The organism is Klebsiella sp. 18074 (genome assembly GCF_902705905.1).
GTDB lineage: Bacteria > Pseudomonadota > Gammaproteobacteria > Enterobacterales > Enterobacteriaceae > Klebsiella > Klebsiella terrigena.
The window spans coordinates 299,502-320,472 of sequence record NZ_CACSIS010000001.1 but is presented as its reverse complement, the minus strand read 5'-3'; the positions used below and the strand labels follow the sequence as shown (position 1 = coordinate 320,472).

General features: G+C 56.9%; 19 protein-coding genes. 6 read left to right on the top strand and 13 right to left on the bottom strand.

Annotated features, from left to right (window positions below; genetic code table 11):
* Positions 1-51 precede the first annotated feature (51 nt).
* The 6 genes from asd to GVK32_RS01430 form a co-directional block, all read right to left on the bottom strand.
* A complete protein-coding gene (gene asd, locus GVK32_RS01455; protein WP_041143036.1) occupies positions 52-1,158 on the bottom strand; it encodes an aspartate-semialdehyde dehydrogenase in 1,107 nt (368 codons plus the stop codon).
* A 471-nt stretch (positions 1,159-1,629) separates the two neighbouring features.
* On the bottom strand, positions 1,630-2,970 hold the full coding sequence (gntU, locus tag GVK32_RS01450; RefSeq protein ID WP_041143037.1) for a gluconate transporter: 1,341 nt from the start codon (positions 2,968-2,970) through the stop codon (positions 1,630-1,632).
* The gene (gene gntK / locus GVK32_RS01445) at positions 2,970-3,500 is read right to left on the bottom strand and encodes a gluconokinase (RefSeq protein ID WP_004868532.1); all 531 of its coding nucleotides are present in this window, start codon (positions 3,498-3,500) and stop codon (positions 2,970-2,972) included. Before gntK ends, gntU begins: the two co-directional genes overlap by 1 nt.
* A 185-nt stretch (positions 3,501-3,685) precedes the next feature.
* Entirely contained in the window at positions 3,686-4,681 is a 996-nt protein-coding gene (gene gntR, locus GVK32_RS01440; protein ID WP_159864453.1) for a gluconate operon transcriptional repressor GntR, read from the bottom strand.
* 195 nt (positions 4,682-4,876) lie between these two features.
* The gene (gene yhhW, locus GVK32_RS01435; protein WP_041143039.1) at positions 4,877-5,572 is read right to left on the bottom strand and encodes a quercetin 2,3-dioxygenase; all 696 of its coding nucleotides are present in this window, start codon (positions 5,570-5,572) and stop codon (positions 4,877-4,879) included.
* Between the two features lie 121 nt (positions 5,573-5,693).
* On the bottom strand, positions 5,694-6,731 hold the full coding sequence (locus tag GVK32_RS01430) for an oxidoreductase (protein WP_159864450.1): 1,038 nt from the start codon (positions 6,729-6,731) through the stop codon (positions 5,694-5,696).
* Positions 6,732-7,091: 360 nt separating this feature from the next.
* Between GVK32_RS01430 and yhhY the strand changes: the two genes are divergently transcribed.
* A complete protein-coding gene (gene yhhY, locus GVK32_RS01425; protein WP_161795664.1) occupies positions 7,092-7,571 on the top strand; it encodes an N-acetyltransferase in 480 nt (159 codons plus the stop codon).
* Positions 7,572-7,616: 45 nt separating this feature from the next.
* Here the strand turns inward: yhhY and ggt are convergent, their stop codons facing one another.
* Positions 7,617-9,359 (bottom strand): gamma-glutamyltransferase, encoded by a 1,743-nt coding sequence (ggt, locus tag GVK32_RS01420; protein WP_159864448.1) that lies wholly within the window; start codon positions 9,357-9,359, stop codon positions 7,617-7,619.
* A gap of 120 nt (positions 9,360-9,479) precedes the next feature.
* Here ggt and GVK32_RS01415 point away from each other — a divergent pair, with 120 nt between their 5' ends.
* Positions 9,480-9,803: a DUF2756 family protein gene (locus GVK32_RS01415; protein ID WP_159864445.1), complete on the top strand. Its 324-nt coding sequence runs from the start codon at positions 9,480-9,482 to the stop codon at positions 9,801-9,803.
* Between the two features lie 18 nt (positions 9,804-9,821).
* Here GVK32_RS01415 and ugpQ read toward each other — a convergent pair whose 3' ends face one another.
* From ugpQ to ugpB, 5 genes are all read right to left on the bottom strand, one after another.
* On the bottom strand, positions 9,822-10,559 hold the full coding sequence (gene ugpQ, locus GVK32_RS01410) for a glycerophosphodiester phosphodiesterase (protein WP_159864442.1): 738 nt from the start codon (positions 10,557-10,559) through the stop codon (positions 9,822-9,824).
* Positions 10,556-11,626, bottom strand: a complete 1,071-nt coding sequence (locus GVK32_RS01405; protein WP_159864439.1) for a sn-glycerol-3-phosphate import ATP-binding protein UgpC — start codon at positions 11,624-11,626, stop codon at positions 10,556-10,558. Before GVK32_RS01405 ends, ugpQ begins: the two co-directional genes overlap by 4 nt.
* A gap of 269 nt (positions 11,627-11,895) precedes the next feature.
* Positions 11,896-12,741: a sn-glycerol-3-phosphate ABC transporter permease UgpE gene (gene ugpE, locus GVK32_RS01400; RefSeq protein WP_159864436.1), complete on the bottom strand. Its 846-nt coding sequence runs from the start codon at positions 12,739-12,741 to the stop codon at positions 11,896-11,898.
* Complete coding sequence (gene ugpA, locus GVK32_RS01395) at positions 12,738-13,625, bottom strand: sn-glycerol-3-phosphate ABC transporter permease UgpA (RefSeq protein WP_159864433.1); 888 nt, start codon at positions 13,623-13,625, stop codon at positions 12,738-12,740. Before ugpA ends, ugpE begins: the two co-directional genes overlap by 4 nt.
* 139 nt (positions 13,626-13,764) lie before the next feature.
* Positions 13,765-15,081, bottom strand: a complete 1,317-nt coding sequence (ugpB, locus tag GVK32_RS01390; RefSeq protein WP_041143047.1) for a sn-glycerol-3-phosphate ABC transporter substrate-binding protein UgpB — start codon at positions 15,079-15,081, stop codon at positions 13,765-13,767.
* A 281-nt stretch (positions 15,082-15,362) separates the two neighbouring features.
* On the opposite strand from ugpB, the gene GVK32_RS01385 reads away from it, so the two are divergent.
* From GVK32_RS01385 to GVK32_RS01370, 4 genes are all read left to right on the top strand, one after another.
* Entirely contained in the window at positions 15,363-16,130 is a 768-nt protein-coding gene (locus tag GVK32_RS01385) for an IclR family transcriptional regulator (protein WP_159864430.1), read from the top strand.
* Positions 16,131-16,352: 222 nt separating this feature from the next.
* The gene (locus GVK32_RS01380; RefSeq protein WP_159864427.1) at positions 16,353-17,252 is read left to right on the top strand and encodes a dihydrodipicolinate synthase family protein; all 900 of its coding nucleotides are present in this window, start codon (positions 16,353-16,355) and stop codon (positions 17,250-17,252) included.
* Positions 17,253-17,270: 18 nt separating this feature from the next.
* Positions 17,271-18,581: an MFS transporter gene (locus GVK32_RS01375; RefSeq protein ID WP_159864424.1), complete on the top strand. Its 1,311-nt coding sequence runs from the start codon at positions 17,271-17,273 to the stop codon at positions 18,579-18,581.
* Positions 18,582-18,615: 34 nt separating this feature from the next.
* Positions 18,616-20,211 carry a UxaA family hydrolase gene (locus GVK32_RS01370; protein WP_159864421.1) on the top strand — a complete coding sequence of 532 codons (1,596 nt, stop codon included), beginning with the start codon at positions 18,616-18,618 and terminating at the stop codon, positions 20,209-20,211.
* 46 nt (positions 20,212-20,257) lie between these two features.
* On the opposite strand, the gene livF is transcribed toward GVK32_RS01370, so the two are convergent.
* On the bottom strand, positions 20,258-20,971 hold the full coding sequence (gene livF, locus GVK32_RS01365; RefSeq protein WP_004868545.1) for a high-affinity branched-chain amino acid ABC transporter ATP-binding protein LivF: 714 nt from the start codon (positions 20,969-20,971) through the stop codon (positions 20,258-20,260).

Sequence of the window (20,971 nt, the reverse complement as noted above, 5' to 3'; positions counted from 1 at the left end):
ATTACGCAAAAAAAGGGGGTGTCAAACACCCCCTTTTTATTCATCCTGTGATTACGCCAGTTGCCGCAGCATCCGGCGCAGCGGCTCGGCTGCGCCCCATAGCAGCTGGTCGCCGACGGTAAAGGCCGAGAGATACTCCGGCCCCATATTCAGCTTACGCAGGCGACCAACCGGCGTCGTCAGGGTGCCGGTGACGGCAGCCGGAGTCAGCTCGCGCATGGTAATATCACGATCGTTAGGTACCACTTTCGCCCACGGGTTGTGCGCCGCCAGCAGCTCCTCAACGGTCGGGATAGAAACGTCTTTTTTCAACTTGATGGTGAACGCCTGGCTGTGGCAGCGCAGCGCGCCAACGCGCACGCACAGGCCGTCAACCGGAATGGCCGCTGAGGTGGCGAGGATTTTGTTGGTCTCCGCCTGGCCCTTCCACTCTTCACGGCTCTGGCCGTTATCCAGCTGCTTGTCGATCCACGGGATCAGGCTACCGGCCAGCGGTACGCCAAAGTTATCTACCGCCAGATCGCCGCTGCGGGTGAGCGAAGTGACCTTGCGCTCAATCTCCAGAATAGCGGAAGCCGGATTGGCCAGCTCCGTCGCAACGTGGCCGTGCAGCTGGCCCATCTGGGTCAGCAGTTCACGCATGTGGCGCGCGCCGCCGCCGGAGGCCGCCTGGTAAGTCGCGACGCTGACCCACTCGACTAAATCCTGTGCAAACAGGCCGCCGAGGGACATCAGCATCAGGCTGACGGTACAGTTGCCGCCAACGAAGGTCTTGACGCCATTATTCAGACCAGCGGTAATCACGTCCTGGTTAACCGGGTCAAGAATAATGATGGCGTCGTCCTTCATGCGCAGCGAAGACGCGGCGTCAATCCAGTAACCCTGCCAGCCGCTTTCACGCAGCTTCGGATATACGTCGTTGGTATAATCGCCGCCCTGGCATGTCACAATGATATCCAGCGCCTTCAGTGCTTCCAGGTCAAACGCGTCCTGAAGCGTACCGCCGGTGCTGCCACCGAATGATGGAGCAGGTTGCCCCAGCTGGGAGGTGGAGAAAAAAACAGGGCGAATGGCGTCGAAATCGCGCTCTTCAACCATGCGTTGCATGAGTACAGAGCCGACCATTCCGCGCCAGCCGATAAAACCAACATTTTTCATAACGTATTTCCTGGGAGATGTGTGCTGTTTGTGCCAAGCCAGTTTCCTACTGGATCATCCTTCACATTACAAAATGCTGCTAAAGTCGCAAGTGAAATTAATCAATGATTGCCCGGCAATCAGTAAAGCAACTTATCTTATGCCGCATCCGCAGCCATCGACATTCAGGAAAACCTTAAAGATTATCGGGGAAAGCGTGGCGAAAAGGGAATAATTTCCGCCGCGTTTTTATTGATCTGGATTATGGATTTACGCGGAAAATGGGCCGCTAGCCGCAGCGCGGCAAAAGCCGACAAACCCTTGCAGTGCCTGGGCTACTGAGGCATCAGGCTTTTGTCGTAGCGCCCATTACGGCGCGGAGTCAGGCGAAAAAGGGGGCATAGATGCGGGCAGGAAGAGAGGATAAAAACGGCCTCTGCCGTCAGGCGAAAAGAGCCCGGCAGCGCTGCGCCGGACTCTCTTATTTAACGTTTAGCTGAGCAGCGAAAACGCAATCATACCGACGATAGCGCCGGTGGTGCCGAGAATGGTTTCCATCATGGTCCAGGTCTTCAGCGTCTGGGCTTCCGTTGCGCCGGTAAACTTACCGAACAGCCAGAAGCCCGCGTCGTTGACGTGGCTCACGACGATTGAACCGCCGGCGATACAAATCGACAGAGCCGCCATTTGCGCGCCGCTGTAGTTCAGCTGCTCGATAACCGGCATCACCAGACCAACAGCCGTTAAGCAGGCGACCGTCGCAGAGCCCTGGATAATGCGCACCGCGGCCGCCAGCACGAAGCAGGTAATCGCAATCGGCAGACCCATACCGGTCAGCGCTTCACCGAGCGCCGGGCCGACGCCGGAATCTACCAGCACCTGCTTAAAGACGCCGCCGGCACCGATGACCAGCAGGATAATCCCCGCCGGCTGCAGCGCGTGACCGCAGATCTCCATCACCCGATCTTTCGCCATCCCCTGACGTACCGCCAGGCCATAAATCGCCACCAGGCATGCCACCAGAATCGCGGTGAACGGATGGCCGATAAATTCGAACCATTCATAGGTGCTCGAGCCAACCGGGACAAAGCGCGCGGCGACCGTTTTCAGCCCTACCAGCACCAGCGGCAGCAGGATCAGCGACAGGCTAAAGGCGAACGACGGCATCTTGCCTTCACCGAGGCTAGGCTCGCTGATGTCGTCAGGAATATGCAGTTCGACATAGCGGCTGATAAAGTTGCCCCACAGCGGTCCGGCGATGAGCATCCCCGGGATCGCGGCGCAGAGGCCAATCAGGATCATCCAGCCAAAATCGGCGTGCATTTGCGACGCCAGCAGCATAGGTGCGGGCCCCGGCAGCAGAAATGCCGCAGCGGCGGCAACGCCGGCAAACAGCGGAATAACCAGCTTCACCAGGTTGGTGCCGGTATGGCGCGCCATCGAGAAGGCGACGCTAATCAGCAGCACGATTGCCACTTCGAAAAACAGCGGCAGCGCGCAGATAAGACCGGCGAGGCCAATGGCGTAATGCGCCCGGCTGTGGCCGAAAGATTTCAGCATCTTAACGGCTATCTGGTCGACGGCGCCGGTTTCATGAAGGATCTTACCGAACATCGCCCCCAGCGCCACGACGATCGCCAGAAAGCCGAGCGTCCCACCCATCCCTTTTTCCATGGTTGCCGCAATTTTATCCAGCGGCATCCCGGAAAAGAGGCCTGCACCAATAGAAACCACCATCAAGGCCACGAAGGCATGCATGCGCGCCTTCATGACTAAAAACAGCAGCAGCAAAACGGAGCCGACTGCTGTTAAAACAAGCGTTAATGTACTCACTAGTTACTGCCTTTGTTGATCACCTCAATGGTGCTCGCGACCACGCCTTCCAGCGATTGATCAATATCGACGATTAACACATCGCCTTCGTCAGCGCCTGGCTCCTGCAGAGTTTCAAACTGCGTTACCAGCATCTGGGTTTTGAAGAAGTGGCCCTTGCGCGCCTTCAGGCGGCTTTCGATCAGGTCGAAATCACCTTTCAGGTAGACGAAGGAGAGGTTCGGGTTGCCTTTGCGCAGAATGTCGCGATAGCTTTTTTTCAGCGCCGAGCACACGATAAGCGACACTTTATTGGTCCGCTGCATGGCGAAGGCGGCATCGTTCAGCGCCTGCAGCCACGGCGTGCGGTCGTCGTCATTCAGCGGCTCGCCGGAAGCCATCTTGTTGATATTGCTACGCGGATGCAGAAAGTCGCCGTCGAGAAACGCGGCATGCAGCTGATGCGCCACTTCGCTGGCGACGGCGGATTTCCCACTGCCGGAAACGCCCATCAGGACATAGACGTGGTGATCATGGTTAGTCGTGCTCAAAGCTTCCTCCCACTGGACACATACGCGTTATCCTTCAGGTCGTTTGGATTCGACGTGACGGCGCGCGCACAGGTTAATTGTTACGGGTAACTGTTATCGGTAACATTGTCATACCGGACTTAGGGAGAAGCAATCACCATTCGTGCCAGAAGTGAATATGTGTGATCTACTTCAAACTTGTCAGTTTAAATTGATCCACCCGGTGACAATGTGAAACCTAAATCTAACATCTTAGGGGTAACCGTCTCACCACGAATACGCGCCAGCAGGCGTTCGGCGCCGATACGCCCCATCCGCTCACGCGGCGTCAGCACGCTGGCAAGACGCGGCTCCATCACCTGGCCAATATCGTGGCCGTGGAAGCCGGCAATCGCCATATCATCCGGAATGCGTAATCCCAGACGCTGGCACTCAAAGGCCGCGCCGACCGCGAGGTCATCGTTGGTGCAGAAGATCCCGTCAAGCTGCGGATATTCGCGACGCGCCTGGCGCATCAGCTCAATCCCTGACGAGTAGGAAGACGATTGTTCGACCATCACGCTGTACGGCGTCATGCCCGCGTCGTGCATCGCCTGCTCGTACCCCTTCTGCTTGATGATAGTACGTTCATCAAGACGTGCGCCAAGATAGGCGACGTGGCGATGGCCGCGGGCAATAATGGCGGCAGTCATCTGGCGCGCGGCGTCGAAGTTATCAAAACCGACGGCGATATCGAGGCACGGCGAGCGGCTGTCCATCAGCTCGACCACCGGGATGCCGGCGACTTCGATCATTTTAAGCGTCCGCGGCGTGTGGGTACGTTCGGTGAGGATCAGGCCGTCGATGTTCCACGAGAGCATCGATTCCAGGCGTTTTTCTTCCATTTCAGGCTTATAGCCGTAGTGCGCCAGCATGGCCTGATAGCCGAAAGCATCGGTGACGCTTTCAATACCGCGCAGCACTTCAGAAAAGACCTGGTTGGTTAACGACGGCAGGAGCACGCCGATGGCGCGGCTGGTCGCGTTGGAGAGAATATCAGGGGCACGATTGGGGATATAACCCAGTTCATCGAGAGCAACGGCAATCTTGCCACGCAGAGCCTCGGAAACCTGTTCCGGGTTACGTAAAAAGCGACTGACCGTCATTTTGGTCACGCCGACAAGATCGGCTACATCCTGAAGTACGGGTCTTTTCTTTTTCATCGTCCTGACTGTAATAAATGGGAGAGATTCTCTCAGTTTATCACGGACAAAGCGCAACCTTCCCGGAGAAACGCGCGCTAACGACTTTATTTAGCGTTAATGGCCGCAATCATGCGAGCGGCGCTGCGGCCGTTGCGCCAAAAATCCCCGGCCGTGCTGGCCGACCGGGTGTGCGACAAAAAGCAGGCCTGAGTATTAGACCGGAGGCAGATCGAACAGCAGGATTTCGCTGTCGCTATCGGCATGAACCGAGATAGCCTGCTCATCCCAAATCGCCAGGCCATCGCTGGTGGTCGCTTTGGTGCCGTTGATGGTAACTTCACCTTTAACGACCTGAATCCACACGCGACGTTCCGCGGCAATCTGATGGACCGACTGCTCGTCTTTCAGCAGCGCCCAGCGGTACAGCTCCATATCCTGATGTACTTTCAGCGAGCCTTCGCGAGCGTCCGGCGACAGCACCAGCTGTTTGCCCTGCAGCGCATCAAACCGGCGCTGCTCATAGCGCGGAGCGATGCCGTTCTCTTCCGGCATAATCCAGATTTGATACAGGTGCAGACGTTCGGTGCTGCTCGGGTTGTATTCAGAGTGACGAACCCCGGTACCGGCGCTCATGATCTGGAATTCACCCGCGGGAACCTGCTCTTTGTTACCCATGCTGTCCTGGTGTTCAACCACCCCTTCCAGCACGTAGGTCAGAATTTCCATATCTTTATGCGGGTGGGTCCCGAAGCCCTGGCCGGCGTCAATCACGTCATCGTTAATCACGCGCAGAGCGGAAAAGCCCATAAAATTGGCGTCGTAATAGTTGGCGAAAGAGAAAGTATGCCAGGAATCGAGCCAGCCATGATTAGCGTGACCGCGTTCGTTAGCTTTGCGTAAGTAGATCATGTTGCACCCCCGTATGTTTTCGATGGAATAAGTGTGGGCCCATTCCGCTAACGATCATAGAGGGTGAAAATTGACTCCTCTGTTCAAAAAATATGAATAAGAGCAGAGGAGCTCAGGATGCTTATTTATCGAGGGTTATCGTGGCCGGCGATGGCTGCCTGAAGCCGCGTTCGAGGATCTCCATATTGGTGAGAACGTCAGATTCCTTGACGTAATTCCCGGCCCCGTTTACCAGGGTCTCGTAGAGCGAATCATACACCCGCCCGTAGTCGCCGGGCTCCACCCGCAGCTCTTCGCGCACGCTCGCGCCGCTATCATCCACGTACTCCAGCAGGCCGATGCTCTCGTCTGCCGCGAAGCCCGGCTCGCCCGGCATGATATTCGCCTTCAGGCTGGTTTCCTGCTGGTCGATACCGTATTTGATAAACGACCCTTTATGGCCGTGAACGATAAATTTCGGATACGCCAGCTTCACCAGATAACTGGTTTTAACAATCGCCTTCAGGTCGCCGTAGAACAGCTGGGCTTCAAAGGTATCATCCGGGTTGGCCTTATTACGCAGGCTGCGGATGTCGTACGCCACGCGATCCGGGCGGCCGAACAGGGAGATTATCTGATCCAGCGTATGCACGCCAAGGCCATAAAAGGCGCCATCCTGCGCAGCTCCGGGCTGCGTTTCCGCCGTCGGGCGATAGAGGTCGAAGTGGCTTTCAATTTCAACGATCTCACCCAGTTTACCGCTTTCAATCGCCTTCTTAGCGGCCAGGAAGCAGGAGTCAAAGCGGCGGTTCTGGTACGGCGTTACCGTCAGCCCCTTGCTTTTTGCCAGCGCGAACAGCGCTTTTGCTTCCGCCAGGGTCGGGGTGAAGGGTTTTTCCACCAGCACGTTCTTGCCCGCTTCCAGCGCGCGCTTCGCGTAGTCAAAGTGGCTGTCGGCGTGGGTGCAGACAATCACCAGCTTGACCTGAGGATCGTTAAGTACCTCATCGAGATCGCTGGTGAAGTGAATATGCGAGTACTGCGTGGCCTGCTCTTCCGGCTTCGCGCTGCGGCGATAGATATGCGCCACGTGCCAGCGGTCTTTGCGGTGCAGAACGTAAGGAAGATGGTAGCGGGTGGTGCTTTTACCGAATCCAATAAATGCGCAGTGCAGAGTCATAACGCAGTCCTTAGTTGAGGTTTCTGCTGCTAACCATAGCGCACCCCGGCGACGAACTTAACCCTTAAGCCACCGACGATGGTGGAAAATGACCGGCAAAAAAAGGCAAAAAAAAAGCCAGCACCTGGCTGGCTAAAGTAATACTGGAAGCAATGTGAGCAATGTCGTGCTTTCAGGCTTTCCGCAAGGGTCTCCCTGAATGCAGGACAATAATAATCATTCTCATTCGCACTTGTCTACTTCTTTTTTGCAAAAAATAGCCGTTGACGCCTTTTTTAAAGTCAGGGATGTTGAAAGGGACTCAACGAGCAGATAAAGCCTGATATGCAGGCACTAAGGAGAAGAGGAATGAGTGAGATAGTGATACGCCACGCCGAACCGCGCGATGCAGAACCGTTACGTCAACTGACTGCACACCCGGAGGTCTATCACGACACGCTACAGCTTCCTCATCCGGCAATGGAAATGTGGCAGGAGCGGCTACAGCCCCGGCCCAACGGCCACCATCTGGTCGCCAGCATCGATGAGCAGGTCGTCGGCCACCTGATGCTGAGCGTTGAGTCCCGCCCGCGCCGTAGCCACGTCGCGACCTTCGGTATGAGCGTGGCGGCGCCCTTTCACGGACGCGGCGTCGGCAGCGCCCTGATGCGCGAGATGATAAACCTGTGTGATAACTGGCTGCGCGTCGAACGCATCGAATTAACGGTATTCGCTGATAACGCATCCGCCATTTCTGTCTATCGCAAATACGGCTTTAGCGTTGAGGGGACCGGGCGTAAGTTTGCGCTGCGCAACGGTGAATACGTCGATGCCCTCTTTATGGCCCGCCTGAAAGAGTAGCCCTTCCCAACCCTCTCCCGCTCGGGGAGAGGGTTTAGATCGCGCTTAGTATCCGGCGGTTAAATCCCCCGGCGAACGCGGGTCAGACGCGCCGTACAGCGTGCCGTCCGGGCCGACCATAATACTTTGCGTGCTGCCCATCGCCTCTTTCACCGCCACCTTCTGCCCTCTTTCCGTCAGCAGCTTCAGGGTATCCGGGCTAAAGCCCTTCTCCACCCGCAGCTCATCGGGCAGCCACTGATGATGGAAGCGCGGTGCGTTGGTGGCTTCCGCGACGTTCATCCCAAAATCGATGGAGTTCACCACCATTTGCAGCACCGTCGTGATAATCCGGCTGCCGCCCGGACTGCCGGTGACCAGCCAGGTTTTACCGTCCTTCACCACAATCGTCGGCGACATTGACGACAGCGGGCGTTTTTTCGGCCCGACGGAGTTGGCGTCACCGCCCACCAGCCCATAGACGTTAGGCACGCCGGGCTTCGCCGAGAAATCATCCATCTGATTGTTCATTAAGATCCCGGAGTTCCCCGCCACAATGCCGGTACCAAAAACGGTGTTCAGCGTGTAGGTCACCGCCACCGCGTTGCCATCTTTGTCCACCACCGAAAAGTGGGTGGTCTGGTTGCTCTCGTAAGGCGCCAGCTTGCCCGGACGGATCTGGCTGGAGGGTTTCGCCTTATTGATATCGATCTGCTCGGCTATCGATTTGGCGTAGGCCTTGCTGGTGAGCGCCTGCCACGGAACCTTAACGAAATCCGGATCGCCGAGGTACTCAGAGCGATCGGCATAGGCGTGCTTCTCCGCTTCCGCCATCACCTGCATGGCGTCCGCGCTGCCGAAGCCGAACTTATGCATATCGAAGTTTTCGAGGATATTGAGGATCTGCACGATGTGGATCCCCCCGGAGGAAGGCGGCGGCATCGAGAACACCTGGTAGCCGCGATAGTCGCCGCTTATCGGCGTGCGCTCCACCGCCCGGTAGTTCGCCAGGTCCGCTTTGGTGATCAGCCCGCCGTTTTTTTGCATCTCATCGGCAATCTGGTCGGCAATCGCCCCTTTATAAAACGCGTCCGGGCCGTGCTCGGCGATCAGCTCCAGGCTTTTCCCCAGCTGTTTTTGCACCAGCTTGTCGCCCTTTTTCAGCGGCTCACCGTTTTTCCAGAAAATAGCCCGGCTGTTGGCGTGATTCGGGATCACCTCGCTGCCGTAGGTTTTCAGGTCGTCCGCCAGCGCATCATTGACCGTGAAGCCCTCTTCAGCCAGCTTGATGGCCGGACGAATCACCTTGTTCAGCGGCATGGTGCCGTATTTTTCCAGCGCCAGGGAGAAGCCGGCCACGCTGCCCGGCGTACCGGAGGCGAGATGCGAGGTCAGCGACTTTTTACTGTCCGGGTTGCCCTGGTCATCGAGGAACATATCGCGGGTTGCCTGTTCCGGCGCCATTTCGCGAAAATCAATGGCCGTCGTTTTACCATCTTTGGTGCGCAGCATCATAAAGCCGCCGCCGCCAATATTGCCCGCCTGCGGGTGCGTGACCGCCAGCGCATAACCCACCGCCACCGCCGCATCGACGGCGTTTCCACCCTGGCGCAAAATATCCACGCCGACGCGGGTGGCCAGGGCATCAACCGACGCCACCATTCCCTGCTGGGCGCGAACCGGATGAAAGACGTCCTCTTCAACTCCGTAGGATACGGGAGGCGGGGCCGGGCTTGCGGCGACGGTAAAGCTCCCGCCCGCCAACAGCAAGGCGATGACCGCCTGACGCCAGAATAGTGTTGTTATCATTGCCATACTCCTGAATCTGTTTTTGTCCCTGCATAAGCCTGGTTGATAAGTCCTAAAAAATCATTGTTATGCCGGAAAGGAGGTACACTTAAGCGATCCCACGCACGGGAGGAGAGAACAATGAAGGCAATACTATTTCTGGCGGTGCTGATGCCGTTGACCGCCCTGGCACAGCCGCTTAATACCACCAACAATCCCAACCAGCCGGGGTACGTCGTCCCCAGCCAGCAGCGGATGCAAAACCAGATGCAGGTCCAGCAGCAGCAGCATCAGAGCATGCTGAAGCAGGATATGCAGAACCAGACGCGCGCTCAGCAGCAGCATCTTCAAACGCAGCAGAACAACAACCAGCAGCGCGTATTGCAGAGCGGGAAGGTGAATTCGCAGCAGCAGGTTCTGCCGAATAGTAACGGTGGCATGCTGCCGCGACAGACGACCCCGTAAAGGCCGCCTGTCGGCAGATTACTGGAAGTTGGGGCCGATGACGTCTATCGCATCGGTACAGATGCTGTCGACGCCCCAGCGCAGCAGCTCGGCGGCACGCTGGGGTTTATTGACGGTATATACCAGAATATGCAGACCTGCGGCCTTCAGGCTCGCCACCCGCGCCTCATCGAGCAGCTTATGGTTCAGGTGAATCGACACGCAGCCCAGCCGGGCGGTCAGCTCGCGCCAATCCTCGCGCCATTCGTCAAGCAGCAGCCCACGCGGCAGCTCGGGCGCCGCCTGCTGCGCCGCTTCCAGGGCGTCAATTTCAAACGATGACAGCAGCGGCGCGGTCATGCCGTGCCACAGCTCGCGGGCCGCTAAGGCCACCACCTTGCCGGTCAGCAGCCCGGTGCCGGTGGTCGGCTTAATTTCGATATTGGCCATCATGTTCAGCTGACGGCAGCGCTCCGCCACGGCGGAGAGCAGCGGCAGCGGCTCGCCTTTAAATTCGCGGCCGTACCAGCTTCCCGCATCGACGTTCAGCAGCTCATGCCACGCCAGCTCGCCCGCCACGCCCCAGCCGTTGCTGGTGCGCTCGAGATTATCGTCATGCAGCAGAAAGATTTGCCCATCCTTCGACAGTTTGGCGTCGAACTCGATCATGGTATGACCAAAGCGAGCGCCGGTATCAATAGCGGCTAGGGTATTCTCCGGCGCCAACTTTCCGCCGCCGCGATGGGCGACGATATGGGGGTAAGGCCAGTAACTCATGCGCGTTGTCCTGTTTCACCATCAAAGAGGTGCAGATGATCCTGCGGCAGATGCAGCCACAGCGTGCTGCCCACCGCCGGACGCTGCTGATGCGGCAGCCTGACGACCAGCTTCTGCGCGCCCCAGCGCCCGTGGGCGAGGTTATCGGCACCTAAAATTTCCAGCGTATCCATCACCAGCGGTACGCCGCCTTCCGTCTCGGGGCCTGCGGCAAAATGTTCCGGACGGATGCCGAGGGTCATCTTACGCCCGGCGTGCCGACGATGCTCGCTATCGATCGGCAGATGCAGGCCGCCCTCCAGTTCAAAACGGCTGCCGTCGTCGCTGATGCGCCCGTCGAGCAGGTTCATCGCCGGGCTGCCGATAAAGCTCGCCACAAAGCGGCTGGCCGGCTTTTCGTACACCTCCACCGGTGTGCCAATCTGCTCGGCAACGCCTTTATTCATCACCATCACCCGCTGAGCGAGGGTCATCGCCTCAACCTGGTCGTGGGTGACGTACAGCGAGGTGGTTTTCAGCCGACGGTGCAGCTGCTGGAGCTCCAGGCGCATCTGCACGCGCAGCTTGGCATCAAGGTTAGACAGCGGTTCATCAAACAGGAATACCGCCGGATCGCGGACGATGGCGCGGCCCATCGCCACGCGCTGACGCTGGCCGCCGGAGAGTTCCCGCGGGCGACGTTTGAGCAGGCCATCGAGTTCCAGAATGCGCGCCGCTTCCTGCACCCGCTCGTCAATCAGGCTTTTGCCCATCCCGCGAATTTTCAGCCCCCAGGCCATATTCTCCTCCACGCTCATATGCGGGTAGAGGGCGTAGTTCTGGAACACCATCGCAATACCGCGATCCTTCGGCTCCATCTCGGTGACACGCTGGCGGTTAATCCAGATGTCGCCGCTGGTCACGCGCTCAAGCCCGGCCACCATCCGCAGCAGGGTCGATTTTCCGCAGCCGGAAGGCCCGACCATCACGATAAACTCCCCGTCCGCCACGTCGAGCGTCAGCGGCTGAATAATCTGGGTTTTGCCATCCCAGCTTTTGGTTACTGCCTGTAGCTTCAAACCAGCCATAAAAGGTTGTATCCCTTGATTGTTCATGAACGTCGCTGGCGGCTATTTTTGCTCGGGGCAAGGCGCAAGCGTCGCAGTTTGGTGGGCCCAAATAAGACGCGAGTAACGCGGTACCGGGCAAAAATGGCCCCAGCCCTTCGGGACGCGTGCCGAAACCGCGTACTCTGCGTTGTCGGATTTGGACATAGGCCCACTATGTCCATCATCCTCTGCCTTGATTACGCGGTTTCGGCTCAGCGTCGACCCCACGAACAATCAAGGGATACAACCTACTTCTCACTGTCCACTAAACCACGCACAAACGCGCGCTGCATGGCTAAAACGATAACAACCGGGGGAATCAGCGTCAGCAGCATTGCCGCCATCACCTGATTCCACTGCGTGGTGCCCTCGCCGGTGGCGATCATGCCTTTGATACCCGCCACCGCGGTGCCGAGATTGATATCCTGAATAATCAGCAGCGGCCACAGGTACTGGTTCCAGCCGTAGATAAAGGTGATAACGAACAGCGCCGCGAGATTGGTTTTCGACAGCGGCAGCACGATGTCGCGGAAAAAGCGCATCGGCGAGGCGCCGTCGATGCGCGCCGCTTCAATCAGCTCATCCGGCAGGGTCATAAAGAACTGGCGGAACAGGAAGGTGGCGGTTGCCGAGGCCATCAGCGGCAGCGTCAGGCCGGCGTAGCTATCGAGCATCTTCAGGTTGGCAATTACCTCTACCGTCGGGAAAATTCGCACCTCAACCGGCAGCATCAGGGTTATAAAGATCGTCCAGAAGAACAGGTTACGTAGCGGGAAGCGGAACCAGACGATGGCGAACGCCGAGAGCATCGACACCACGATTTTGCCCACCGTGATGCTGAACGCCATGATGAAGCTGTTGAGCATCATCAGCCAGAACGGTGCGCTGTTGGCCCCCACGCCCTGCTGCCAGATGGTAGCCATATTTTCCAAAAGGTGGCCGCCGGGGATCAGCGTCATCGGCGTCTCAAAGACCGCCTTGTTGTCCAGCGTGGCCGCGACAAAGGCGACGTACAGCGGGAACAGAATGACGGCAATTCCCGCAATCAGCATGGTGTGGCTGAAAATCGTCAGCCCGGGACGGTTCTCAATCATTGGTAGCGCACCTTACGTTCAACATAGCGGAACTGAACCACCGTCAGCACAATCACCAGCATCATCAGCACCACCGACTGCGCGGCGGAAGCGGAGAGATCGAGCCCGGCAAAGCCTTCACGATAGATCTTATAGATTAGCGTCGTCGTCGCCTGGACCGGGCCACCGGCGGTAGCGGCATCGATAACCGGGAAGGTATCGAAGAAGGCGTAAACCAGGTTGACGACCAGCAGGAAGAAGCTCACCGGCGCAATCAGCGGCAGCGCCAGCTTGAAGAAGCGGCGGACCGGGCCAGCCCCGTCAATCGCCGCAGCCTCCACCAGCGAGCGCGGGATCGACTGCAGCGCGGCGAAGAAGAACAGGAAGTTGTAGCTAATCTGCTTCCATACCGAAGCAAATACCACGAGGAACATCGCCTGGCCGCTGTTCTGCGCGTGGTTCCAGTCGTAGCCCATCTCGCCGAGGAAATGGGTAATCAGCCCGCGTCCTGGGTTAAAGAGGAAAATCCACAGCACCGCGGCAACCGCGGGCGCAACGGCGTAGGGCAGCAGAATCAGCGTTTGATAGAAGCGGCTGCCGCGCACCACGTAGTCGACCAGCGCGGCGAAAAACAGCGAAACGATCAGGCCGCTGAACGTCACCATCGAGCTGAACTTGATGGTGGTCCAGAATGAGTCCAGATAGTACGGGTCGTGGAACAGGGTAACGAAGTTATCCATGCCGACGAACTGGCTGGAGAGGCCAAACGGGTCGACGCTTTGCAGCGAATACCACAGTGCCTCGCCCGCGGGCCAGATAAAGAAAATAATGGTGATAATCAGCTGTGGCGCAACCAGCAGATAGGGCAGCCAGCGCGAGCGGAATACCGGACGGGTTGATGACATGAGGTTACTCTTTTGCTCGATGATGCCCAGTGATTCGCTGCTATCGGCGATCGCCAAAGGCGGATATCCCCCGGTGAGCGCGGCGCTACCGGGGGACGTCCGTTCGACCTACTGCCCTGAATCAATCGGCATCAATACGTTACGACTTAGTCGACTGCTCGAAACGACGCAGCAGCTGGTTACCGCGCTCAACCGCTGAATCCAGCGCCTGCTGCGGGGTTTTCTTGCCGGTCCAAACGCTTTCCAGCTCCTCATCCACTACGGTGCGAATCTGCGGCATATTGCCCAGGCGCAGGCCTTTGGTGAACGGCAGCGGCGGCTTGTTCAGCATCTGACGAGTGGCGATATCGGCGCCGGGGTTTTTGTCATAGAAGCCCTGCTGACGGGTCAGATCGTAGGCGGCGGTGGTGATCGGCAGATAGCCGGTTTTCTGGTGCCATTCCGCAGCGATTTCCGGTTTTGTGAGGAACTCGAGGAATTTCGCCACCCCGGTGTAGGTCTCTTTATCTTTACCCTGCATCACCCACAGACTCGCTCCGCCGATAATGGCGTTCTGCGGCGCGCCCTTAACGTCGGCATCGTACGGCATCATCCCGACGCCATAGTTGAATTTGGCGTACTGGCGGATATCGGCAAGCGAACCGGAGGAAGCGGTGGTAATCGCGCAGTCACCGTTGTAGAACTTCTCGGTGGACTCATCTTTACGCCCGAAGTAGCTGAAGTCGCCCTTCTTGTTCATCGCTTCCAGCATGGCGATATGCTTCACCTGCTCCGGCTTGTTGAACTCCAGAACCGCATCGGTGCCGTCGAAGCCGTTATTTTTGGTGGCGACCGGCAGGCCGTGCCAGGCGCTGAAGTTCTCAATCTGAATCCAGCCCTGCCAGCCGCTGGCGTAGCCGCACTTCATTCCGGCGGCCTTCAGCTTCGCGGTATAGGCGGCCAGATCCTGCCAGGTTTTCGGCGGCTGCTCCGGATCTAAGCCGGCTTTTTTGAAGGCGTCTTTGTTGTAGTACAGCACCGGGGTGGAGCTGTTAAAAGGCTGGGAGAGGAGGTGGCCGGTTTTAGAGTCGGTGTAGTAGCCGGAAACGGTCGGCACGAACTGCGATTCATCAAACTTAATGCCCGCATCGGTGAAGACCTGATACACCGGCTTGATGGCTTTTGACGCCATCATCGTCGCGGTACCGACTTCATAAACCTGCAGCAGTGCCGGGGCGTTGCCGGTACGAAACGCGGCGATACCGGCGCTCAGGCTCTGCTCGTAGTTACCTTTGTAGACCGGCGTAATTTTGTAATCCGGATTGGCCGCGTTGAAACGTTGCGCCAGAGAATCAACTTCTTTACCCAGTTCCCCTTCCATTGAGTGCCAGAACGGGATGGTAGTTACTGCGAGGGCCTGACCGGCAAATGCCAGGCTAAGCGCCAGTCCTAAAGCCGTATGTCGTAACGATATCATCGGTTATCTCTCTTGTTGTTCCAGATGCGCGATTTCACGCGTTTGATGTTCGCGGGGGTAACATGACATGCTCGAATTACAGAAAAATAACTCTTTTATTACAAAAAAAAGATAGTAAGACGTCAAAGAGATGGCAAGACGATGAAAGATCGGAGACAGGAAAGTGGGAGCTGCGACACGTCATGGGGATAATTCCCGGCCGGGCTACAGATAAGTGACAATCTGTAGTTAAATAGAGTTCGTTTAAGAGCACTCTCCGGCGAACCGTCACAAGGACCAACATGAAGACGCTTCACAAACCCACCGAGCGCGTTTTACTTATCCTCGAAACATTAGCCAATGTTGATGGGATGACGCTGTCTGAGCTGTCGCTCAAAACGGATATTTCTAAAGGAACGATTTTCCCGATTCTTAAGTCGTTACAATACCGGAAATATATCAGTCACGATGAGCGTAACGGCATTTACACGCTCGGGATCTCATGCGCAGTCCTCGCCAGCGCCACCGTTGAAAAAGAGTTCTGGCTAAAAATGATTAATAGCGAGATGCAGGCGGTCGTCAACGAATGCAACGAAGTCTGCCAGCTCGGTATCCTCGACGACGCCTGGGTGCTCTATGTAGATAAAGTGCAGGGCGACCAGACCGTACAACTGGTCTCTAAGGTCGGCACTCGCCTTCCGGCGATCTGCTCCGCGCTGGGCAAAGCGTTGCTGCACAAACACCGTGACGACGAGATTCTGGAACTTTACCCGCAGGGTCTGCCTTGCGTCACCCCACGCAGCATCACCAGCATGGTCGAGCTTCGTCAACAGTTAACCCAGGTCGCCAGCAACGGCTACGCCATGGACGACCGGGAAGTGAATGACGACACGATTTGCTTCGCCGTTCCCCTGCAGCAAAAAGAGACCATTCTGGCGGCCATCAGCGTCTCCTTACCGGCATTCCGGGCCGGCGAAGAGAAAACACAGCAGGTCATCCACGCCTTAAAAAGCGCGAAAACGCGTATCGAAAGCGTGCTGAACAAGCTGCCCGAAATCAAAAACTACTGACCGTCCTCTCCCGGCCACAGGAAGTGTGATTACACACACATTACCGATATTTAATCACCTACTGTGGCACCTGGCTCAGCTGTCTATTTCTCCATCAATTCATTGTATTAATCATTTTTTCGCCACTTTTTCGTCGGTTTGACTTCGTATTCTCATCATGTTTACTTATGTTTGATTGCAAATACAAACACTGTTTGTATATACGAACAAAAGGAACATAACATGCAAAGTCGTTACATCACCCCTGCCGTCACGGTATTTGATAGCCAGGGCAGACTGGATCCGGAAGGTAATTTCCGACTGTATGATTTCATCAAAAATAGCGTCTCCGGATTTGTCGTCATGGGCAGTACCGGCGAGTTTTTCTCTCTGGATATGAAAACGTCCCGTCAGATTATTCATATGGCCGCAGAGTTCCCACGTGATGGAATAAAGGCCTATGCCGGAACCAGCCGCATGGATATTGACGAGTGCGTTGAGCTGGCAAACTATGCTGATGAATGCGGGCTGGATGGCGTGATGATTATCAGCCCCTGGTACTTCCGCCTGACCGATGAGGCAATCTATACCTTTTACAGCCAGATAGCGCATCGGACCGCGGCCAAAATCTTTATCTATAACTTCCCGGAACGTACCGGCTATTCCGTCTCACCCGAGGTCTGCCTGCGGCTCGCCCGCGAGTTCCCTAATATTATCGGCCTGAAAGACACAATTCCGGACACCGGCCATACGGCGCAGATCATTCGCCAGGTCAAATCCGAGCGCCCGGATTTTGAAGTCTACGCCGGTTACGATAACAACTTCGCGCACAACGTTTTATCGGGCGGAAATGGTTGCATCGGCGGTTTATCCAATATTTGTCCCGAAATCTTCCGCGACTGGATACAGGCGTTTAGCGACAACGACCTCAGCAAGGTGTCGTCACTCCAGCAAAAAGTCGATGATTTAATGGATATTTATACGGTTAACGATCCTTTCATCCCGACGTTTAAAAAAGCATTGCAACTGCGCGGCATTATTCAGTCAGACCGCTGCACCGCACCTTTTAACTCGCTGACCATCGGCCAGAGCGAAAGTATTCAACAGATACTTTCCCGCGCTGGTATTGCCATTGATGCCTGACCCCACCGTGGAGGTATGATGAAAACGATCACCGCTTACGACAACCCGGTATTAAATTCCGCGATCGCTAAATCGTGGAAGCGTCTGGTTCCGCTGATGTTTATCCTCTACTTCATCGCCTTTATTGACAGGGTCAATGTCGGCTTCGCCAAAGAGGCGATGCAGGTCGATATTGGGCTCTCCAATTCGGCCTTTGCCCTGGGGGCGGGGATATTTTTCGCCGCCTATGCGCTGTTCGGTATTCCCGCCAACCTGATCCTGAATAAGATTGGCGCGCAAAAATGGTTAAGTATCACCACCGTGTTGTGGGGCGTACTCTCCGCCCTCACCGGCCTGGTGCAGTCGGAAACCCAGTTTATTGTTCTGCGATTCTTATTGGGTTTAGGAGAAGCTGGTTTTTACCCCGGTATTCTGCTGCTGGCCTCAATCTACTTCCCTAACAAAGTTCGGGCCTCCGTGGTGGGAATTTTCGTGCTCGGCGTCCCGCTGGCACTGACCTTAGGCTCGCCGGTCTCAGGTGCGCTGCTGGAAATGCACGGATTTCTGGGTAAACCCGGTTGGTTCTGGATGTTTTTCATCGAAGGGATCCCGGCCATCGTTATGGGGATCTTCGCCTGGTTCTGGCTGGATGATACGCCAGCCAAAGCGCGCTTTCTGACCGACGCCGAGAAAAAAGCGCTCATCAACCAGCTGCAACAGGAGCAGCGCCAGACGGAAACCAGTAGCGTCAGTACCGCGCTAAAAAGCCTTAAAGTCTGGCACCTGGCATTGATCTACGGCACCATCCAAATCAGCGTTTACGGACTGATGTTCTTCCTGCCATCGCAGGTCGCCTCGCTGATGGGCTCCACGCTGGGCTTTAAAGAATCCCTCGTCGCCGCCATCCCCTGGGCCTGCTCCGCGGTCGGGGTCTACTACATTCCGCGACTGGCGGACAAAATGCCGACCCGCCGGGTGCTGATTGCAGTACTGTGCATGCTGGCGGCGGCGCTGGGACTGTTTGTCTCTGCCTGGTCAGGCCCGGTGTTGGCTATTGCCGCGCTTTCGCTGTCAGCTATCGGCTTCCTCTCAGTGCAACCTATTTTCTGGACTTTTCCTGCACAGATCGTCTCCGGCTCGGCGCTGGCGGCCAGTATCGGTTTTTGTACCACCATGGGCGCCTTTTGTAGTTTCCTGGCTCCGCTGATTCGCGTTGAGGTTGATGCCTTCTTCGGTAACGATTCGGCTGGACTGATAGCCCTGTCTCTCATCACCGTGTGCTGCGCCTTACTCATTGCTGCACTCGCCGGCAGAAAAGCGACCACTGGCGTCGCACTTACCCACCACTAAAATCCTGCGGCACTGATAACAAAGGATACCTAACATGCAGACCATCTTAAAAATTGACCCTACAGACAATTTGATCGTTGCACTGCAAGACTTACGCAAAGACCAGCGGGTTAACTGGAACGATGAAGAGTACGTTCTCCATAGCGATGTCAAAGCCAAGCATAAGTTCGCCACGCAGGACATCCATCCCGGCGATATCGTCTCCCTGTACGGCGTGCCGGTTGGTAAAGCGACGCAACCCATCACCCGGGGCGAGGCCGTCACCACCGACAATATCAAACACTATGCGGCCCCGGTGTCGCTGAATGACGAAGCACCTTATCACTGGCAGCAGCCCGATGTCTCTGCCTGGCAACAGCGCACATTTCGCGGCATCGTCCGCGAAGATGGGCGGGTCGCCACCGCGAACTATTGGTTGGTGATTCCACTGGTATTCTGTGAAAACCGTAATGTGCAGCGCGTCACCGATGCGCTAAACGATGCGCTCGGCTATGCCAATAACAGTCTGAAAAATTTCGCCCGTCAGGTCACATCCACCGATGCCCTGAATGATAACCGCCATTTGCCCTTCCCCCATCTTGACGGCATTCGCTGTATTACCGTCACTTCCGGTTGTGGCGGCGCGGCCTCAGACAGCATGACGATGTGCGATGTCCTCGCGGCCTACGCCGATCACCCCAATGTGCTCGGGGTAACGGTCTTTGCCTTAGGCTGCGAAAAGGCGCGGATTGTCGATTTCCAAACCGCCCTCACCACGCGCAATCCGCAGTTTAATAAGCCGGTTATCTACTTCCGGCAGCAGGACTGGAGCAGCGAAGAAAAAATGATGCAGGACGCGTTAAGCGCCACCTATAACGCGATTCGCGAAGCTCCGGTGGCGGAGCGCCAGGAGGTTCCGCTCTCGCGGTTAAAAACGGGCGTGAAATGCGGCGCTTCCGACGGATTTTCGGGGATCAGCGCCAACCCGGCGATGGGTGAAGTGTCCGATCGTCTTGTCGCCCTCGGGGGTGCTTCCGGGCTGGCGGAGTTCCCGGAACTATGCGGCGCGGAAGGAGACATCGTCCACCGCTGTCTCAATCGCGAGCTCAAAGAGAAGTTTCTGGCGCTGATGAAAAACTACGAGTACGTCGCTAACTTTTTTGGCACCACCATCGCCGATAACCCAAGCCCGGGCAATATTGCGGATGGCTTGATTACCGACGCCATCAAATCTGCCGGGGCAGCCAAAAAAGGCGGCAGAGCGCCGGTGAGCGCGGTCTGCGATTACGCGGAGCCGATGGCCGAACGTGGGCTTTCGCTGGTTTGTACTCCGGGTAATGATGTCGATGCGGTGACGGGACTGGTCGCCGCAGGCTGCAATATCGTGATCTTTTCAACGGGACTTGGCACCCCGACGGGAAACCCGATCGTGCCGGTACTCAAGGTCTCGACCAATACCGCGCTAGCCAACAAAATGCCGGATATTATCGATTATGACTGTGGTCCGATTATCGAAGGCACGCCGCTGTCAGATATCGCCGATGGGCTGTTTGAGAAAATCATCGCCACCGCCAGCGGCAGCTGGCGTACCAGGGCAGATACGCTGGAACAGTATGATTTTATGCTGTGGAAACGTTCGCTGGAGCTGTGATCTGAGCAGCAGTACGCCCGGCCTGCGCCGGGCGTACTGCACAGGGTTAACCGCCCAGATAGGCGCTGCGTACCGCCTCGTTGGCCAGCAGTGCGTCGCCGGTATCTTCGAGCACCACGTGTCCGTTCTCGAGCACGTAGCCGCGATCGGCAAGCTTCAGCGCCTGGTTGGCGTTCTGCTCCACAAGGAAAATGGTCATCCCCTGCTCGCGCAGCTGTTCGATGGTGTTGAAAATCTGCTGGATGATAATCGGCGCCAGGCCCAGAGAAGGTTCATCCAGCAGCAGCAGGCGCGGCTGGCTCATTAGCGCACGGCCAATCGCCAACATCTGCTGTTCGCCGCCGGACATGGTGCCCGCGCGCTGAATACGACGCTCAAGCAGACGCGGGAACAGCTCGTATACCCACTTAATGCGGGTCTGGAACTGGTCACGGTCGGCAAAAAAGCCGCCCATCGCGAGGTTCTCTTCGACCGTCATCCGCGAGAAGACGCGACGCCCTTCCGGAACAATCGCCACCGCTTCGCGCATGATTTTCGCGGTCTGCCAGTCGGTAATATCCTTACCGTCAAACACCACCTTTCCGCTGCTGGCGCGCGGGTCGCCGCACAGAGTGCCGAGCAGCGTGGTTTTACCCGCGCCGTTGGCGCCAATCAGGGTCACAATCTCCCCCTGATTGATATGCAGGCTGACGTTATGCAGCGCCTGAATCTTGCCGTAGTGGGCGCTTACGTTGTCAAAAGATAACATCACTTTTTCCAT

What these genes read in the sequence shown, in the direction of transcription:
- asd (WP_041143036.1), bottom strand. Translation starts at nt 1,158, where the DNA reads ATGAAAAATGTTGGTTTTATCGGCTGGCGCGGAATGGTCGGCTCTGTA.
- gntR (WP_159864453.1), bottom strand. Translation starts at nt 4,681, where the DNA reads ATGAAAAAGAAAAGACCCGTACTTCAGGATGTAGCCGATCTTGTCGGC.
- yhhW (WP_041143039.1), bottom strand. Translation starts at nt 5,572, where the DNA reads ATGATCTACTTACGCAAAGCTAACGAACGCGGTCACGCTAATCATGGC.
- GVK32_RS01430 (WP_159864450.1), bottom strand. Translation starts at nt 6,731, where the DNA reads ATGACTCTGCACTGCGCATTTATTGGATTCGGTAAAAGCACCACCCGC.
- ggt (WP_159864448.1), bottom strand. Translation starts at nt 9,359, where the DNA reads ATGATAACAACACTATTCTGGCGTCAGGCGGTCATCGCCTTGCTGTTG.
- GVK32_RS01415 (WP_159864445.1), top strand. Translation starts at nt 9,480, where the DNA reads ATGAAGGCAATACTATTTCTGGCGGTGCTGATGCCGTTGACCGCCCTG.
- ugpQ (WP_159864442.1), bottom strand. Translation starts at nt 10,559, where the DNA reads ATGAGTTACTGGCCTTACCCCCATATCGTCGCCCATCGCGGCGGCGGA.
- GVK32_RS01405 (WP_159864439.1), bottom strand. Translation starts at nt 11,626, where the DNA reads ATGGCTGGTTTGAAGCTACAGGCAGTAACCAAAAGCTGGGATGGCAAA.
- ugpE (WP_159864436.1), bottom strand. Translation starts at nt 12,741, where the DNA reads ATGATTGAGAACCGTCCCGGGCTGACGATTTTCAGCCACACCATGCTG.
- ugpA (WP_159864433.1), bottom strand. Translation starts at nt 13,625, where the DNA reads ATGTCATCAACCCGTCCGGTATTCCGCTCGCGCTGGCTGCCCTATCTG.
- ugpB (WP_041143047.1), bottom strand. Translation starts at nt 15,081, where the DNA reads ATGATATCGTTACGACATACGGCTTTAGGACTGGCGCTTAGCCTGGCA.
- GVK32_RS01385 (WP_159864430.1), top strand. Translation starts at nt 15,363, where the DNA reads ATGAAGACGCTTCACAAACCCACCGAGCGCGTTTTACTTATCCTCGAA.
- GVK32_RS01380 (WP_159864427.1), top strand. Translation starts at nt 16,353, where the DNA reads ATGCAAAGTCGTTACATCACCCCTGCCGTCACGGTATTTGATAGCCAG.
- GVK32_RS01375 (WP_159864424.1), top strand. Translation starts at nt 17,271, where the DNA reads ATGAAAACGATCACCGCTTACGACAACCCGGTATTAAATTCCGCGATC.
- GVK32_RS01370 (WP_159864421.1), top strand. Translation starts at nt 18,616, where the DNA reads ATGCAGACCATCTTAAAAATTGACCCTACAGACAATTTGATCGTTGCA.
- livF (WP_004868545.1), bottom strand. Translation starts at nt 20,971, where the DNA reads ATGGAAAAAGTGATGTTATCTTTTGACAACGTAAGCGCCCACTACGGC.